This window comes from Streptomyces sp. x-80, from assembly GCF_046549095.1.
In the GTDB taxonomy this organism is placed as follows: Bacteria; Actinomycetota; Actinomycetes; order Streptomycetales; family Streptomycetaceae; genus Streptomyces; species Streptomyces celluloflavus.
Genome location: NZ_JAJPWM010000011.1, coordinates 78,649 through 94,824, shown reverse-complemented (window position 1 = coordinate 94,824; position 16,176 = coordinate 78,649). Strand labels below are relative to the sequence as shown.

At 72.4% G+C, this 16,176-nt stretch carries 14 protein-coding genes; 4 read left to right on the top strand and 10 right to left on the bottom strand.

All coding sequences use genetic code 11. The features are described 5' to 3' along the window. Positions 1–139 precede the first annotated feature (139 nt). From ligA to ACLJWH_RS22800, 6 genes are all read right to left on the bottom strand, one after another. Positions 140–2,356 carry an NAD-dependent DNA ligase LigA gene (ligA, locus tag ACLJWH_RS22825; protein ID WP_411143599.1) on the bottom strand — a complete coding sequence of 739 codons (2,217 nt, stop codon included), beginning with the start codon at positions 2,354–2,356 and terminating at the stop codon, positions 140–142. 31 nt (positions 2,357–2,387) lie between these two features. Continuing rightward, complete coding sequence (locus ACLJWH_RS22820; protein ID WP_411143598.1) at positions 2,388–3,401, bottom strand: methionine synthase; 1,014 nt, start codon at positions 3,399–3,401, stop codon at positions 2,388–2,390. A gap of 354 nt (positions 3,402–3,755) precedes the next feature. Beyond that, positions 3,756–4,445, bottom strand: coding sequence for an SDR family oxidoreductase (locus tag ACLJWH_RS22815; RefSeq protein ID WP_052856335.1), 690 nt, complete (start codon positions 4,443–4,445; stop codon positions 3,756–3,758). 84 nt (positions 4,446–4,529) lie between these two features. Then, positions 4,530–5,072 carry a TIGR00730 family Rossman fold protein gene (locus tag ACLJWH_RS22810; RefSeq protein ID WP_411143597.1) on the bottom strand — a complete coding sequence of 181 codons (543 nt, stop codon included), beginning with the start codon at positions 5,070–5,072 and terminating at the stop codon, positions 4,530–4,532. 165 nt (positions 5,073–5,237) lie between these two features. Further along, positions 5,238–6,614: an NADP-specific glutamate dehydrogenase gene (gene gdhA / locus ACLJWH_RS22805; protein WP_411143596.1), complete on the bottom strand. Its 1,377-nt coding sequence runs from the start codon at positions 6,612–6,614 to the stop codon at positions 5,238–5,240. A gap of 381 nt (positions 6,615–6,995) precedes the next feature. Further along, positions 6,996–7,814, bottom strand: a complete 819-nt coding sequence (locus tag ACLJWH_RS22800) for a VC0807 family protein (protein ID WP_411143595.1) — start codon at positions 7,812–7,814, stop codon at positions 6,996–6,998. Between the two features lie 392 nt (positions 7,815–8,206). Here ACLJWH_RS22800 and ACLJWH_RS22795 point away from each other — a divergent pair, with 392 nt between their 5' ends. Further along, positions 8,207–8,518 carry a hypothetical protein gene (locus ACLJWH_RS22795; protein WP_411143594.1) on the top strand — a complete coding sequence of 104 codons (312 nt, stop codon included), beginning with the start codon at positions 8,207–8,209 and terminating at the stop codon, positions 8,516–8,518. Positions 8,519–8,840: 322 nt separating this feature from the next. On the opposite strand, the gene mnmA is transcribed toward ACLJWH_RS22795, so the two are convergent. Then, positions 8,841–9,968 (bottom strand): tRNA 2-thiouridine(34) synthase MnmA, encoded by a 1,128-nt coding sequence (gene mnmA / locus ACLJWH_RS22790; protein WP_411143593.1) that lies wholly within the window; start codon positions 9,966–9,968, stop codon positions 8,841–8,843. Between the two features lie 54 nt (positions 9,969–10,022). Between mnmA and ACLJWH_RS22785 the strand changes: the two genes are divergently transcribed. Further along, on the top strand, positions 10,023–10,697 hold the full coding sequence (locus tag ACLJWH_RS22785) for an N-acetylmuramoyl-L-alanine amidase (protein ID WP_411143592.1): 675 nt from the start codon (positions 10,023–10,025) through the stop codon (positions 10,695–10,697). A gap of 33 nt (positions 10,698–10,730) precedes the next feature. Here ACLJWH_RS22785 and ACLJWH_RS22780 read toward each other — a convergent pair whose 3' ends face one another. Then, positions 10,731–11,900: a cysteine desulfurase family protein gene (locus ACLJWH_RS22780; protein ID WP_411143770.1), complete on the bottom strand. Its 1,170-nt coding sequence runs from the start codon at positions 11,898–11,900 to the stop codon at positions 10,731–10,733. Positions 11,901–12,135: 235 nt separating this feature from the next. Here ACLJWH_RS22780 and ACLJWH_RS22775 point away from each other — a divergent pair, with 235 nt between their 5' ends. Beyond that, positions 12,136–12,966: an alpha/beta fold hydrolase gene (locus ACLJWH_RS22775; protein WP_411143591.1), complete on the top strand. Its 831-nt coding sequence runs from the start codon at positions 12,136–12,138 to the stop codon at positions 12,964–12,966. Positions 12,967–13,023: 57 nt separating this feature from the next. Here ACLJWH_RS22775 and ACLJWH_RS22770 read toward each other — a convergent pair whose 3' ends face one another. Beyond that, positions 13,024–13,872, bottom strand: coding sequence for a thioesterase family protein (locus tag ACLJWH_RS22770; RefSeq protein WP_411143590.1), 849 nt, complete (start codon positions 13,870–13,872; stop codon positions 13,024–13,026). A gap of 184 nt (positions 13,873–14,056) precedes the next feature. Between ACLJWH_RS22770 and ACLJWH_RS22765 the strand changes: the two genes are divergently transcribed. Then, positions 14,057–14,692: a trimeric intracellular cation channel family protein gene (locus ACLJWH_RS22765; RefSeq protein WP_411143589.1), complete on the top strand. Its 636-nt coding sequence runs from the start codon at positions 14,057–14,059 to the stop codon at positions 14,690–14,692. Positions 14,693–14,734: 42 nt separating this feature from the next. On the opposite strand, the gene ACLJWH_RS22760 is transcribed toward ACLJWH_RS22765, so the two are convergent. After that, positions 14,735–16,153: a M1 family metallopeptidase gene (locus ACLJWH_RS22760; protein WP_411143588.1), complete on the bottom strand. Its 1,419-nt coding sequence runs from the start codon at positions 16,151–16,153 to the stop codon at positions 14,735–14,737. Positions 16,154–16,176 lie beyond the last annotated feature (23 nt).

Genomic DNA, 16,176 nt, shown 5'->3' with positions numbered 1-16,176 from the left:
AGCCGGCTGAGCCCGCGCCACGGCAGGCGCATCTCAACAGTAGGCCGCGGAACGCCGTCACGGGCAGCGATCCGCAGCGGTTGCCCGAATGCGACCCGGCCGCCCGGATCAATCTGGTATGCGCCGATGGGGTGACTCCTCACTCCTCCTCAGGCGGAGTGACAGCTACCGCTCGTGCCGCGTCGGGGCCCTGCTCCAGCAGCACCGTGAAGCCGTCATCGTCCAGCACTGGGACCTTCAGCTGCATGGCCTTGTCATACTTCGAACCTGGGTTGTCTCCCACCACCACGAAACCGGTCTTCTTCGAAACAGAACCGGTCACCTTCGCTCCGAGACCTTGGAGCGCTTCTTTCGCGCCATCTCTGGTGTGTGACTGAAGTGTGCCCGTTACCACGACGGTGACGCCTTCCAGCGGACGCGGGCCTTCCTCACCCGACTGTTCTTCCTCCATCCGGACGCCCGCGGCCCGCCACCGCTCGATGATGTGCTGGTGCCACTCCTCGGCGAACCAGCTCTTCAGGGAGGCGGCGATGGTCGCGCCGACGCCGTCCACGGCGGCCAGCTCCTCCTCGCTCGCGTCCCGGATCCGGTCCAGCGAACGGAACTCCCGGGCCAGCGCCTCGGCCGCGACCGGACCCACATGACGGATCGACAGGCCGGTGATGATCCGCGCCAGCGGACGCTCCTTGGCGGCCTGGATGTTCTCCAGCATGGCGAGGGCGTTCTTCTTCGGCTCGCCCTTCTGGTTGGCGAAGAAGGTGACGACCTTCTCCTCGCCGGTCTTGGGGTCGTGCTTGGGCAGTCCCGAATCGGGGTCGAGGACATACGACTTGATGGGCAGCAGCTGCTCGATGGAGAGGCTGAAGAGATCGCCCTCGTCCTTCAGCGGCGGCTCGGCCGGCTCCAGCGGCTGGCTGAGCGCCGTCGCCGCGACATAGCCGAAGTTCTCGATGTCCAGGCACTTGCGGCCGGCCAGATAGAACAGCCGCTCACGGATCTGCGCGGGGCAGGACCGGGCGTTGGGACACCGCAGGTCGATATCGCCCTCTTTGCCGGGTTGCAGCGGTGTACCGCACTCGGGGCAGTCGGCCGGCATCACGAACTCCCGCTCGCTGCCGTCCCGCAGATCGACGACCGGGCCCAGGATCTCCGGGATGACATCGCCCGCCTTGCGCAGCACGACGGTGTCCCCGATGTACACACCCTTGGCCTTGACGACGTCCTGGTTGTGCAGCGTCGCGAACTCCACCTCGGAGCCGGCGACCGTGACCGGCGCCACGACCGCGTACGGCGTGACCCGGCCCGTGCGGCCGACGCCGACGCGGATGTCCACCAGCTTGGTGTTGACCTCCTCCGGCGGGTACTTCCAGGCGATGGCCCAGCGCGGGGCCCGCGAGGTGGAGCCCAGCCGCCCCTGGAGCGGGATCTCGTCCAGCTTGACGACCACACCGTCGATCTCGTGCTCGACCGCGGTGCGGCGGGTCTCCGCGTCGCCGTAGTGGTCGATGAACGCGCGCACGGCCGCCAGGGAGTCGACGACCTCGTTGTGCGTGGCCGTCGGCAGGCCCCACTCGCGGAGCAGGTCGTACGCCTGCGACTGGCGGTCGATGTCGAAGCCCTCGCGGGCGCCGATGCCGTGCACCACCATGTGCAGCGGCCGGCCGGCGGTGACCCGGGGGTCCTTCTGGCGCAGCGAACCGGCCGCGGCGTTACGGGGGTTGGCGAACGGCGGCTTGCCCTCGGCCACCAGCCGTTCGTTCAGCTCCAGGAACTTCTCCATGGGGAAGTAGACCTCCCCGCGGACCTCGACCAGCTCGGGGATCCGCTCGCCCTTCAGGCGGTGCGGGATCTCGGTGATCGTCCGGACGTTGGGGGTGATGTCCTCGCCCGTACGGCCGTCGCCGCGGGTGGCGGCGCGGGTCAGCCGGCCCTGCTCGTAGGTGAGGTTGACGGCCAGGCCGTCCACCTTCAGCTCGCACAGGAAGTGGTAGCCGGCGCTCCGCGGATCGCCGCCCAGCTCTCCCGCCAGCCGCTCGGCCCAGGCCGCCAGCTCGTCGTTGTCGAAGGCGTTGTCGAGGGAGAGCATCCGCTCGCGGTGCTCGACCTCGGTGAACTCCGTCTCGTACGCCCCGGCGACCTGCTGGGTCGGCGAATCCGGGGTGCGCAGCTGCGGATGCTCCGCCTCCAGGGCCTCCAGGGAACGCAGCAGCCTGTCGAACTCCGCGTCGCTGACGACCGGAGCGTCCTTCACGTAGTACCGGAAGCGATGCTCCTCGATCTGCTCAGCGAGCTGCGCATGCTTCTCCCGTGCCGCCGCGGGCACCTCGGGTACCGCTGCGTGCTGTTCGCCAGCCACCGTCTTGTCCTCCCGTGATCCTTGAGTGCCGTCACTCAGGGTTGTCTGCGAGCGACCTCGCCGCCCGGACGCAGTGGGCGAGAACCGAGCGGGCATATGCGGGCGAAGCGCCCGCGAGTCCGCACGACGGAGTGACGACCACGGACTCGGCGAGAGTCCCCGGCGACAGCCCCAGCCTGCGCCACAGCGTCCTGACACCCATGACGCTACCGGCAGGGTCTGACAATCGGCCGTCCATGCCGGGCACCACGCCCGCGAACAGCGCCGTACCGCCCTCGACGGCCTCGCCGATCGCTTCCTCCTCACGCTCGGTGAGCAGACCGATATCGAACGAGATGCCCGCGGCCCCGGCCCGCCGCAGCAGCCCGAACGGCACCTCCGGCGCACACGAGTGGACGATCACGGGCCCGCCCGCCGCGACACCGACGAGTTCGCGCAGCGCCCCCTCGACGACGGCCCGGTCCACGGCCCGGTGGGTGCGGTAGCCGCTGGCGGACTTCACCCGTCCCTGGAGCACCGCCGTCAGCGAGGGCTCGTCGAGCTGGAGCACGAGCTGCGCGCCGGGCACCCGCCGCCGTACGTCCGCGAGATGACCGCGCAGCCCCTCCGCCAGGGACTCCGCCAGATCCCGGCAGGCCCCGGGATCGCTGAGGGCGGCCTCGCCGTTGCGCAGTTCCAGCGCGGCGGCCAGCGTCCACGGGCCGACGGCCGAGACCTTCAGGGGCCCCTGATAGCCCTGGGTGAACTCCTCCAGGGCGTCCAGGTCTTCGCCGAGCCAGGCGCGGGCGCGCCGGGTGTCCCGCCCCGGGCGGTCGCTGATCCGCCAGCCGCTGGGCTCCACATGGGCGTAGACCTCGACGAGCATCCCGGCCGTCCGCCCGATCATGTCGGCACCCGGCCCTCTGGCCGGCAGTTCCGGCAGGTGGGGGAAGGTCTCCAGCGACCCGGTCACGGTCTTCGCCGCTTCCCGCGCGTCACCGCCCGGCATCGACCCGATCCCGGTCGCCGCGCCCGCGGCCCACGCGTACGTACTGTTCTCGCTCACCCCGGAAGGGTATGTGGCGGCGCGGCGGGGGCGTGGCGGCAGGGGCGCGCGGCTCGGCGGGCACCGGGACCGGAGGACGTCGCGCCGGGTGCGTACGCCCGGCTGGCGGGGCGGTGCGTGCACGGGCCCCGGATCTCACGGCCCCCGTACCCCGCCGCCGCGCCCGGCTCCGCTCCGGGGCTCGGGCGCGCGGCGGGCGGCGGGCGTCGGGCGGTGGGCGGTGGGCGTCGCCGGGAGCGTGCCCAGCGGGAGCGTGGGCAGCCGGGGGCGTACACAGCCGGGACCGCCCCGGAGGCCCAGCGGCCCGGGGCGGTCCCAGGGGGTTCGACGGCCCGGGGCGGTCCCGGGGCGGGGTCAGCGGCCCGGCCGCACCGATACGTCGTTCAGCTCCGCGTCCCGCGGCAGATCGATGGCGGTGATGATGGCCGTGGCGACCGACTCCGGGTCGATCCAGCGGGAGGCGTCGTACTCCTTGCCCTCCTGCCGGTGGGTGCTCTCCTGCATGGGCGTGGCCGTACGGCCCGGGTAGACCGATGTCACGCGGACGCCGTTGTCGTGCTCCTCCGCGCGGAGCGAGTCGGCCAGTGCCCTCAGGCCGTGTTTGCTCGCGGCGTACGCCCCCCACTCGGCGTGCGCCGCGAGCCCGGCGCCGGAGTTGACGAAGACGACATGTCCCTGCGCGACGCGCACCAGCGGCAGCAGCAGCCGGGTGAGCTCGGCGGGCGCGACGAGGTTGACGGCGAGCTGCCGCTGCCACGCCTTGGCGCCCAGGTCGCCGACCGCGCCGAGTTCGATGACACCCGCGATGTGCTGGAGCGAATCGATCCGCTCCGGCAGCGGCTGCTGTCCCAGTGCCCAGGAGAGCTTTTCCGGATTGCCCAGTTCGCCGACGATCGTGCGGGCGCCGGGGAACCGTTCTGCCAGCTCTTTCGCCCGGCCCGCGTCCCGTGCCAGCAGCCACAGCTGCTCACCGCGCTCCGCGAGCCGCCGCGCGACCGCCGCTCCGATGCCCGACCCTGCGCCCGTGATCAAGTGCGTTCCCATGGGGCGATCCTAACGAGCGTGACGGTCCGAACCTGGCGGAGCAGAAGCGTCCAGGGGGCGCGCGGTTGCACGTGGCGGAGCGTCTCAGCGCTGGACGCCGGCCTGCTCCTCCAGATACGTGAGGGCGCTGACACCGTCCTCCGCGAAGAAGACCAGGTCCTTGAGCGGAACCGGCAGGAAGCCCTCGGTCTCCATCCGCTGGAACTGCTCCTTCAACCCGTCGTAGAAACCGGCGGTGTTGAGCAGCACGACCGGCTTGGCGTGCATCCCGTGCTTGCGCAGCTCCAGGATCTCGGTGGCCTCGTCCAGCGTGCCCGTACCGCCGACCATCACCACGACGGCATCGGCACGCGCCAGCAGCTGCGCCTTCCGCTCGGCCAGGTCCTTGGTGACGAGCATCTCGTCCGCGCCGGCCCGCGCCTTGTGGGCCAGGAACTCCACGGAGACGCCGATCAGCTTCCCGCCCGCCCCCTGCACCCCGTCGGCCATGACCTTCATCAGGCCGGTGTCGGAGCCGCCCCAGACCAGCGCGTGCCCGCCCTTGCCCATCAACTCGGCGAACTGCCGGGCGGGGGTGACATAACGGTCGTCGAGGTCGGCGGCGGAGCAAAAGACACAGATGTTCATGCGCTTCACCCTACGAGCCGCCCGCGGGCCGGGTACGGGCGGGCGGGGAACGGGCCGGAAGCGAGGCTGGAGCGGAACGGGAACGGCCCCGGAACGCGCGGCACGCGTCCCGGGGCGTCCGGCCGGATCAGTCCCCCGGACCGGTCCTCCGGGCCGACGGCCGGGTCAGATCAGGCCCTGGTCCAGCATCGCGTCCGCGACCCGCTCGAAGCCGGCGATGTTCGCACCCGCGACATAGTCACCGGGCAGACCGAACCGCTCCGCGGTCTCGTAGCAGGTGTCGTGGATCCCGCGCATGATCATCGCGAGTTCGCCCTCCGCCCGGTCGAAGGACCAGGACTCCCGCGCGGAGTTCTGCCGCATCTCCAGCGCGCTGGTCGCGACCCCGCCCGCGTTGGCGGCCTTCCCCGGGCCGAAGGCCACCCCGGCCGACGTCAGGAGGGTCACCGCCTCCGGCGTGGCCGGCATGTTCGCGCCTTCGGAGACCGCCTTGACGCCGTTGCGGATCAGGATGCGGGCGGCGTCCCCGTCCAGCTCGTTCTGCGTCGCCGAGGGCAGCGCCACCTCGCACGGGACGTCCCACACCCGCCCGCCCGGCACATACCTGGCCGACGCCCCGCGCCGCTCGGCGTACTCGGTGATCCGGCCGCGCTCGACCTCCTTGATCTGCTTGAGCAGCGCCAGGTCGATGCCCTTCTCGTCGACGACATAGCCGCCGGAGTCCGAGCAGGTCAGGACGTGGGCGCCGAGCGCCTGGGCCTTCTCGATCGTGTAGATGGCGACATTGCCCGACCCGGACACCACGACCTGCTGCCCGTCGAGTTCCTCACCGCGCCGCTTGAGCATCTCCTCGGTGAAGAGCACATTGCCGTAACCGGTGGCTTCCGTACGGGCCTTGGAGCCGCCCCATTCGAGGCCCTTGCCGGTGAGCACACCGGGCTCCCAGCGGTTGGTGACCCGCCGGTACTGCCCGAAGAGATAGCCGATCTCACGGCCGCCGACGCCGATGTCACCCGCCGGCACGTCCGTGTGCTCGCCGAGATGGCGGTGCAGTTCGGTCATGAACGACTGGCAGAACCGCATCACCTCGGCGTCCGACCTGCCGTGCGGATCGAAGTCGCTGCCGCCCTTGCCGCCGCCGATGTTCAGGCCGGTGAGGGAGTTCTTGAAAATCTGCTCGAAGCCGAGGAACTTCACGATCCCCAGATTCACGGACGAGTGGAATCGCAGACCTCCCTTGTACGGACCGAGCGCGCTGTTGAATTCCACCCGGAAGCCGCGGTTGACGTGAATCGCCCCGGAATCGTCCTGCCAGGGAACCCGGAACATGATCTGCCGCTCGGGCTCGCAGAGCCGCTCCAGGATCTTCGCCTCGCCGAACTCCGGACGGACGGCCAGTACGGGGGCCAGCGTCTCCAGCACTTCGAGGGCGGCCTGATGAAACTCCGGCTCCCCGGGATTCCGCCGGACCAGCTCCGCGTGCAGGGCTGCCGGTCCGGCCGAAATGCCCCCGGGCTTCACCTCAGATTGAACAGTCGACATGACTTCCGTTCCCTTCGTGGCCGACGAAAGGCCGCCTGCGGTCCGGATCATGGCAAATCCTCGGCGCAGCGGCCTCTGACGTTCCGTCGTTGCGCCGACCCTATTGGCCCCCTACAGGCCAATCGACCGCGGGGGCCGCCGGACGTCAATGCCGCACGCGATTCCCCCGGGCTGCCCGCTCTCCTCCGCCCCGCCCAATTCCCCGCCCCGGCGCGCCCGTGCCCCCAGTTCAGGGGGGCTGCCGCCGGAGCCTGACCGCACACCACCCCCGTGGTGATCTGTGCCGGACATCACACCGGGCGGCCCCGGCCGCCCCCCGCTCCGCACCGTGACAGGCCCTGGTGCGCACCCGCGCCCGCCGTCGCCCGCAGCTCCTGGAGGTCACTCCGGGGAGCCCGCGTACTCCGGCGCCCGCTCCCCACCACCCGCTTCGTCCGGACGGGCGCCGGCGGTGCGCGTCCGCTCGGCCTCGACCATGTTCCGCATGGGCACGGCGGCGGCTCCCCCGGCGACGAGCATCGCCAGCACGACGGCCACCACCGCCAGCACCGTGCTCAGCCAGACCATCGTGGGCACCGGCACGGTGTACGCGCCGATCACCCGCAGCACGCACTCGGCCAGCAGCGCACTCCCCCAGATCACCGAGAATCTCCGCTCGGCCCGCCGGAACGGCGCGGAGGCGGCCCACAGCCGGTCCCAGGCCGCGTTCCCCGCCGCGCTGCCCTTCGTGGCCCATGGCCTGAGACCGGCGGTCATCAGGGGCCGTCCCCCGCGCACGGAGAGGAGGACCACCATCCCGACGGCACCGGTCACACCGCTGTCCTTGGCGAGCATCAGCCGCGGGTCGCCGGTGACCGAACTCAGCGTCAGGCCCACGGCATTGGCCACGAGTATCAGCAGCGCGAGGCCGTTGATCCTGCGGCTCTGGACGAGCCCCCAGACCGTACGCACCACCGGCACCACACTGCTCCAGCCCAGCGCGGCCACCTCGCTCAGGCCGAAGCCGCCGCTGAGGAGGTAGTACGAGGCCATGGGCACCCCGGCGTCCACGATCGGCGAGAGGAAACTCTCCAGCAGCGGACCGCGGTCCTCGTCGCGCCCATGCCCCCGCCCACGACTCCCACCTGCACTCCGGCTCCGGCCTGAACTCTGGCTCTGGCTCTGGCTCTGGCTCTGGCTCTGGCTCTGGCTCTGGCTCATACGAGAATCCCCCAACTCGCGCTCCGTACCGCGGCGTTACCGCCCCTTTCGGCACATTCAGCTTCACGCACGCCCCCGCCCGGCGACAGTCACGTCTGTCCTTCCTTCTCCATGACATTTGTCAGTTTCGAAGAGCTCCCCACGCGCCACGCGGCCGGCCGCCGCACCGGCCCCGCGGAACCGGTGCCCGCTCGATCGCGATGCGGCAACTCCCGGGTGGCGCCGAGGGCGGCCCCGCACAGAAAGCCTCTGTCGGACGGGATGGCGATGGAGGGCCGGGGGGCCGAGAGCGGGGCCGGGACCGGCCGCGTACCGCAGAGGATCCGCGAGAAGGCGCGGGAGCTGACGCCCGGCGCGTACGTGGCGACGTACCGCGGCCGACGACCTGGCCGGTGCTCAGCTCGTCCTGCCGGCGGCAGGTGTGGCTGTGGGGAGTGGCGCCGGTGGTCGGGATACCGGTGGCCGTGCCGGCCTTCCTCGCCCTGACCAGGGGCGTGACCTGGGGCTGCAACGGAGGCGGGGCCGACATCCGGCTGCTGCTGATCCTGCGGGTGCCCGTCGCGCTCCTCTGCGGCTTCCCGCTGGTGCACGGGGCCGGGCGGCGGCGCTGCGCGGGGCTCGCCTTCGAGCGGGGGATCGTCCACGACCGCGACCGGACCCAGACCGCAAGAGCCGGCGGTGGGCCGCCCGTTGGCCGGAGCTGAAGCATGTCGCGCGGGTGGATCTGCGCCCCTGGATGCTCACCACGGGCCCGGTCACCAGGCGCCGCTACGTCGTCCACACCCGCGACGGGGCCCGGCAGGTCATCGACCACCGGCTCATCCGGGGCAAGGACCTCGCCGCGACGGCCCTCCGCGGATCAGGCGGACCGACTGACGAGAGACTGCCCGGGAGACCGGGAGACCGACTGACACGGGAGACCGGCCGACCCGCCCGCCTCGGGCCGCGACGGCCGCGCCCGCACGGCCTTCGCGGCCCCGTCTCCGCCGTGTTCGCGGCCCCGCCGCGTCCGCGGCCCCGGCCTGCCTACACCGCCGTCCGTGCGCGGCGTTCCGTCGTGGCGATGGTCGCCGAGCCGACGACCCGGGTGCCGTCGTAGAGCACGATGGCCTGTCCGGGGGCGACACCGCGTACGGGGTCGGTGAAGGTGACGTGGAGCGCGGAGCCGTCGACCAGTTCGGCGGTGACGCCCGTTTCGCCGCCGTGCGCGCGGAGCTGTGCGGTGTAGGCGGCGGGACCGGCCTGCGGGGGGCGGCCGCACCAGCGGGGCCGGATGGCGGTGAGGGCGGTGACGTCGAGGGACTCGGCGGGGCCGACGGTGACGGTGTTGTCGACCGGGGAGATGTCCAGGACGTAGCGGGGCTTGCCGTCGGCGGCGGGGTGGCCGATGCGCAGGCCCTTGCGCTGGCCGATGGTGAAGCCGTACGCGCCGTCGTGCGTGCCGAGGCGGTTGCCGGACTCGTCGACGATGTCGCCCTCGGCGGTGCCCAGCCGCTTGGCGAGGAAGCCCTGGGTGTCGCCGTCGGCGATGAAGCAGATGTCGTGGCTGTCGGGCTTCTTGGCGACGAACAGGCCGCGGCGGGCGGCCTCTTCGCGGATCTCGGCCTTGGTGGTGCGGGTGTCGCCGAGCGGGAACATGGCGTGCGCCAGCTGCCGGTCGTCCAGGACACCGAGGACGTAGGACTGGTCCTTGGCCATGTCGGAGGCGCGGTGCAGCTCCCGGCTGTCGTCGTCGTTGCGGACGACCGTGGCGTAGTGGCCGGTGCACACGGCGTCGAAGCCCAGGGCGAGGGCCTTGTCCAGCAGCGCGGCGAACTTGATCTTCTCGTTGCAGCGCAGGCAGGGGTTGGGGGTGCGGCCGGCCTCGTACTCCGCGATGAAGTCGTCGACGACGTCCTCGCGGAAGCGTTCGGCGAGGTCCCAGACGTAGAAGGGGATGCCGATGACGTCGGCGGCGCGGCGGGCGTCGTGCGAGTCCTCGATCGTGCAGCAGCCGCGGGCGCCGGTGCGGAACGAGGTGGGGTTCTCGGAGAGCGCGAGATGCACGCCGGTCACATCGTGGCCGGCCTCGGCGGCGCGGGCGGCGGCGACGGCGGAGTCGACACCGCCGGACATGGCGGCGAGTACGCGCAGGCGGCGGGGAGCGTCAGTCATAACTTCTCCAGAGTAGACGGAACAGCCGGCCGGGCCGTAAGCGTTATGCCTCTCATGGGGAAGAAGGGTCCCGGCCGGCCGGGGATCAGCAGACGGCGCGCCCTGTGGCTGGGTGGCGGAGTGGCGGCCGCCGGGGCCATGGCGTACGGCGCGCGCCGGGCACCGGAACGGGACCGCCGGGACGGCGAGGTCGACCACCGGGGCGCCGAGTGGGTCGAGGCGTCCCCGGCGAATCTGCGGCGCGCGCACCGGCCGTCCGACTACCCCATAGACCGGGTGGTGATCCATGTCGTCCAGGGTGGCTTCCCGGTGGCGCTGAAGGTCTTCCAGGACCCGTCGCACGGCGCGGCGGCGCACTACGTCGTGCGCAAGGACGGGCATGTGGCGCAGCTGGTGCGCGAGCTGGACGTGGCGTACCACGCCGGAAACCGCCGCTACAACGAGCGCAGTATCGGCATCGAGCACGAGGGCTATGTGGACCGCCCGGAGTCCTTCACCCCCGCCATGTACGCGGCATCGGCGCGGCTGACGGCCGGGATCTGCCGGCGCTACGGGTTCCCGGCCGACCGTGAGCATCTCGTCGGCCATGCGGAGGTGCCGGGCACCGACCACACCGATCCGGGCCCGCACTGGGACTGGGACCGGTACCTCAGGCTCGTCCGGGCGGAGCTGCGGCGCGCGCCGGCGCCGTCGCCCCGTACCTCGCGCCCCGGAGAGATCCGTGGCTAGTGCCCCTCCCGGCAGGCTTTGCCGGTCACGGCACTAGCTGAGCCCCGCGCTGCGGGCGCGGGCCACCACCGGGCCGATGGCCGCCGCCAGGGCCGCCACATCCTGCTCCGTGGAGGTGTGGCCCAGCGAGAACCGGAGCGTGCCGCGGGCCAGATCGCGGTCCATACCGGTGGCCAGCAGGACGTGGCTGGGCTGGGCGACGCCGGCCGTGCAGGCGGAACCGGTCGAGCAGGCGATGCCCTGGGCGTCCAGCAGCAGCAGGAGGGAGTCGCCCTCGCAGCCGGGGAAGGAGAAGTGGGCGTTGGCGGGGAGGCGGCCGGCGGGGTCCGGGTCGCCGCCGAGGACGGCGTCGGGGGCCGCCGCGTGTACGGCCTTGACCAGCTGGTCGCGGAGGGCGCCGATGTCGCGGGCGAATTCCTCGCGGTGCGCGGCCGCGTGCCGGCCGGCGGCGGCGAAGGCGACGACGGCGGGGGTGTCGAGGGTGCCGGAGCGTACGTGCCGCTCCTGGCCGCCGCCGTGCAGCACCGGCACCGGGGCGTACTCGCGGCCCAGCAGCAGCGCGCCGCTGCCGTACGGGCCGCCGATCTTGTGGCCGGAGACCGTCATCGCGGCCAGTCCGGAGGCGGCAAAATCGACCTCCAGCTGTCCGAACGCCTGGACCGCGTCCGCGTGCAGCGGAATGGCGAACTCCGCCGCCACCCGGGCGAGTTCATGGACCGGCTGGACCGTGCCGATCTCGTTGTTGGCCCACATGACGGTGACGAGCGCGACATCGGCGGGGTCGCGGGCGATGGCCTCGCGCAGCGCGTCGGGGTGCACCCGGCCGTAGGTGTCGACCGGCAGCCATTCGACGCGCGCGCCCTCGTGTCCGGCGAGCCATTCCACGGCGTCCAGGACGGCGTGGTGCTCGACGGGGCTGGCGAGGACGCGGGTGCGGGCCGGGTCGGCGTCCCGGCGGGACCAGTACAGGCCCTTGACCGCGAGGTTGTCGGCCTCGGTGCCGCCGGCCGTGAAGACGACCTCGCTGGGGCGCGCGCCGAGCGAGGCGGCGAGGGATTCCCGCGCCTCCTCGACGGCGCGCCGGGCCCGGCGGCCGGCGGCGTGCAGGGAGGACGCGTTGCCGGTGACGGTCAGCTGGGCGGTCATCGCCTGCACCGCCTCCGGGAGCATCGGAGTGGTCGCGGCGTGGTCGAGGTAAACCATGGTGCGCACGATTCTACGAGGCGCCGTCGCGGGCCCCGGGGGCGCATGTCCGGCGCACGGGGCCGCGGCGCGCGGGATGTACCGGAACCGTCACCGTCGTCCCGTTATGGCACCGCGACCGGGATCGGGACAGGTCCGGGATCGGGAGACGGCGACGGATCGGGAGACGGAACGGGATCGGACCGCCCCGTCACCTCCATCGACACGATGGTAAGGAGCAATTAGCCTTACGGTCATGACACAGTGGCTTCTGGACCAGGAATTCCACAGCTCCTCCGGCGCGGTGCGATGGGCGTCGTTCGGCACGGGCGCAGCCGGTGCCCCGCCGGTCGTCCTGCTGCACGGCACCCCGTTCTCGTCCTACGTCTGGCGCCGTACCGCCCGCGACCTCGCCACCCGTCACCAGGTGTTCGTCTGGGACATGCCGGGCTACGGCGCTTCGGCGATGCACGCCGGACAGGACGTCTCGCTCGCCGCACAGGCGGTCGTGTTCGGCGAGTTGCTGGCGCACTGGGAGCTGCCGGCGCCGGCCGTCGTCGCACACGACTTCGGCGGCTGCGTCGCGCTGCGCGCACATCTGCTGCACGGTGCGCGGTACGACCGGCTGGCGCTGGTGGACCCGGTGGCGCTGGCGCCCTGGGGCTCACCGGCGTACCGCCTGCTGGGCGCGCACCCCGAGGTGTTCGCACAGCTGCCGCCGGCGCTGCACCGGGCGCTGGTGCGCGAGTACATCGCCTCCGGGAGCCACCCCGGTCTGCCCCCGGCCGTCCTCGACCGGGTGGTGGAGCCGTGGTGCACCGCGGCGGGACAGGCCGCGTTCTACCGCCAGATCGCGCAGAACGACCAGCGGATGACGGACGGGATCCAGGGGCGGTACGGCGAACTGACGCTGCCGACGCTGGTCTGCTGGGGCGCGCAGGACGCCTGGATCCCGGCCGCGAAGGGGCACGAGCTGGCCGCCGCCATTCCCGGTGCGCGGCTGCGGCTCATCGAGGGGGCCGGGCATCTCGTCCAGGAGGACGCGCCGGACCGGCTGACGGCGGAGCTGTCGGACTTCCTGCGGTGACCACTCCGCCGCGGTGAGCACCCCGCTCCGGAGGGCGCCCCGGTGGGCGCCCCCGCCTCACCCGGTGAGCCGCACCCGCGCCAGTTGGCGGGACTGGGCGACGAGATGGTCCGTGGAGTCCCACACCTCGGCGTCCGCCTCCAGGAAGCCGCCGGCCAGATTGCGCGTGGTGACGGCGACACGCAGCGAGCCGGGGGCCGGGCGGCGGCGGACATGGGCGGTCAGCTCGACGGTGGGCACCCAGCCGGACAGCCCGAGCTCGAAGGCGGTCGGCGGCATCGCGTCCACGGTCAGCAGGAGGGAGAGCGGATCGGGCTCGCGGCCGTCGGCGAGGCCGAACCAGCCGCGCATCTCGCCCTTGCCGGACGGCGCGCCGACCGCCCAGCCCGCGGTCGCCGGGTCCAGCCGGACCGCGATCCGCTCGGCGAAGGACGTACCGCCGGGGACGGACGCCCGGCCGCCGGGGGCGCTGTCGGTCCCCGGGCAGTGCTCCCTCGGCGGGATGGCCGGCGGCTTGGCGGACGTCCGGACGTCGTCGGGCAGCGCGTCGAGATCGCCGTACGCCGCGAGCACCCGCAGCCGCTCGGTCTCGGTGCCGTCCTCGGTGAACTGGACGAGCGTGGCGGTGCCGGTCGACATCGTGCGGCCGGTGCGGATCACCTCGGTGCGGATGACGGCCGGGCCGGGGACGGAGGCGGTCAGGTAGTGCGCGGTGACCGAGAAGGGGTCGGGGTGCGGCAGCGCGTCGCCCAGGGCGCGGCCCGCGAGGGCGAGCAGATAGCCGCCGTTGACCGCCTGGGCGATCGTCCAGCCCGCGGAGAGGTGCGCGTCGTAGACGCCGGGTGCGCGGCGGACGACCGCCGTATCGCGGTCGAACTCACTGTTACCGGTGGTCACCAATGCCATGGCGAGCACGCTACACCGAACAGTTACCGACCGGTAGTATTAATTTCTGCGATCCGCACGGTCCCTGCGAACTCTGCGGTCCCTGCGATCCCTGCGCTCTTTACGGGTCCGGCGGCCGATGCGCCCGCGGAGCGCGCGTCCCGCGGGCGACGGGCGCGGCACCGGGGCCTGAGACCATGGCGCCATGCTTCATGTGCTCTACCTGGTCGGCATCGCGGCCTTCGCCGCGAGCGGGGTGCTGGCCGCCTACCGCGCCAACATGGACCCGTTCGGCGGGCTGGTCCTCGCCTTCGCCGCGTCCATCTCCGGCGGCACCCTGCGTGATCTGATCCTCGACCGGCGGCCGCTGTACTGGACCCACGACTGGGTGCTGCTGACGCTGATCATCTGCGTCGGCGTCGGCACCATCGTCTATCTGCGGTTCTGGTCGCTGCCCCGCAGATCGCTGCTGGTCGTCGACGCGATCGGGCTCTCCGTCGTCACGGTGATCGGGGCGCGCGCCGCCATCGACGCGGGCGTCACCCCGCTCGCGGTGCTCATCCTCGCCGTGCTGACCGGGGTGGCCGGTGAGGTCATCCGCGATGTGCTGTGCGGGGAGTTCCCCCCGCTGCTGCTGCGCGAGGACGTCTACGCGATCGCCGCGCTGGCCGGTGCCTGCTGCTATCTGGGGATCTACCATCTCGGCGCCGGGGCCACCCCCGCCGCGGCGATCTCGGCGGGGGTGGTCTTCGCACTGCGGATGGGCTCGGTCTATCTCGGGCTGCACCTGCCCCGGCCGCAGCGCCTCTCCGGCGGCCGGGGCGGGCCGGGGGCCGGCTGACGCCGGGCCGGGCGCGCCGCGGGTGCGGGTCCGGCCGTCCCCCTACTTCCCCGCCTCCGCCGGCAGCGCCGGCTTGCCGGGGGTGTTCAGCCAGGTGTCGAAGAAACCGTCCAGCCGCTGCCCGGAGATCCGCTCGGCGAGCGCGATGAACTGCGAGGTGTCCGCGTTGCCGTAGCGGTGCGCGGCGGTCCAGGCCGGCAGCAGCCGGAAGAACGCCGGATCGCCGATCCGCTCACGCAGCGCCTGGAGCGTCATCGCGCCCCGCTCGTAGACCGCGTCGGAGAACATGGTGTCTCGCTGCGGATCGGCGACCCGCAGCTTCCAGAAGGCGTTGTCGGCCGGTGTCGCGTCGTACGCCTTGCGGAACGCCTCGTGCGCGGTCGCGGTGCCCCGGTGCTCGCCCCACAGCCACTGCGCGTAGGTGGCGAACCCCTCGTTGAGCCAGATGTCCTTCCACTGCTCGACCGAGACCGAGTCGCCGAACCACTGGTGGGCCAGCTCGTGGACGATGGTCGACTCGTTGCGTACGGCCGAGTAGGCGGGCTTGGACTGCACCTCCAGGGAGAAGCCGGCCTGCGGCATGTCGTCGACGATGGCGCCGGTCTCCTCGAAGGGGTACGGGCCGAAGAGCTTGGACCAGTAGTCGGTGGCCTCGGCGGTGATGCCGTAGACGTCGACCTTGCCGGCGGGGAGGGTGGGGTCGGTGGCGACGTAGATCGGGGTGCCGCCGGGGGTGGTGCCCGTACGGACGTCGAACTTGCCGATGGTGGCGGTGGCGAGGTACGTGGCCATCGGCCGGCTCTCGCGCCAGTGGGCGTAGGAACGGCCGTGCTTCGTCCAGGAGCTGATGAGCCGGCCGTTGGAGACGCCGGTCAGGCCCGCCGGGGCGTCGATGCGGATGTCGTACGTCGCCTTCTCACTGGGGTGGTCGCTGGAGGGGAACCACGTCGAGGCGGCGTTCGGCTCGCAGGCGACGAAGACGCCGTCCTTGGTCTTCATCCAGCCGTACGGGGAGCCGAAGATGATCGGGCCGGTCAGCGGCTGGGGGACGCCGCCGTAGACGACGGTGACGGTGAAGGTGCGGCCGCGCCGCAGCGGGGAACGGGGCCGGACGATGAGTTCGTCGCCCGCTCTGCCGAAGTCCGCGGGCCTGCCGTTCACCCGGATCGAATCGACCGTCAGCTGTTGCAGGTCGAGGTCGAAGGAGGAGAGGTCCTGGGTGGCCCTGGCGGTCAGGGTCGTCCGGCCGTCGAGGCGGCCGGACTCGGGGTGGTAGCTGACGCCGAGGTCGTAGTGGAGGGCGTCGAAGCCGCCGTTGCCCAGATTCGGGAAGTAGGGGTCACCGATGCCGGGGGCGCCGGGCGTGGCGCCCGGTCCGGCCGCGATGGTGAGGGCCGAGGCCGCCGCCGTGACGAGGGCGAGCCAGCGGGTGGAGCGACGCGCAGAACGGGAGAGTGCCATGAGCCGTCCCTTCTCACACGGAT